The organism is Oleiphilus sp. HI0086, assembly GCF_001635225.1.
Genome location: NZ_LWFZ01000323.1, coordinates 1 through 489 on the forward strand (window position 1 = coordinate 1; position 489 = coordinate 489).

Annotated in this window: 1 protein-coding gene; it reads right to left on the reverse strand. The window is 39.7% G+C overall.

All coding sequences use genetic code 11. The annotated features are described in order from the left end of the window. On the reverse strand, window positions 1–188 hold a 188-nt coding region (locus A3756_RS04040; RefSeq protein WP_156490255.1), incomplete at its 3' end, for a hypothetical protein. Window positions 189–489: the final 301 nt, after the last annotated feature.

Genomic DNA, 489 nt, shown 5'->3' on the forward strand with positions numbered 1-489 from the left:
ATGACGATATCCATTACACGTATGTCATTGAGCAAATAATTATCGTTTTGCTCGAACTTAACTGGGCAGCGATAGTATTCACCTATCTCTTCCATTCCGGGTAGAGGCTCTCCTTTAAACCCAACTTCTACGACAATGTCAGGAATATCGTTGTACAAGGTTTCCTGAAATGAGATGGCTGAGCCCATATCCCTCCCTAGAACAAAAGCGACGCTTTTATCACACAGGCCTCTACGATAATCAAAAGTCGTCTTTACCGAAGACTTATAGATACGTGGTTTTATGATTGAAAAATTCAATTCACCATTTAAATGCTGTGAGGCGAAGTTGATAATAGCTTTTGGTGTTTTACAAGCAAGAAGGGCTTACCCCATCAAACCGAATGAGTTTGCATTGCAATGTAAACCAACATCAAAGCCTACTCTAAAAGGATGAGTGGGCATACAAGCAAGCAAATTTTTAATCACATGCAATTCTTAGTCTAAGGAC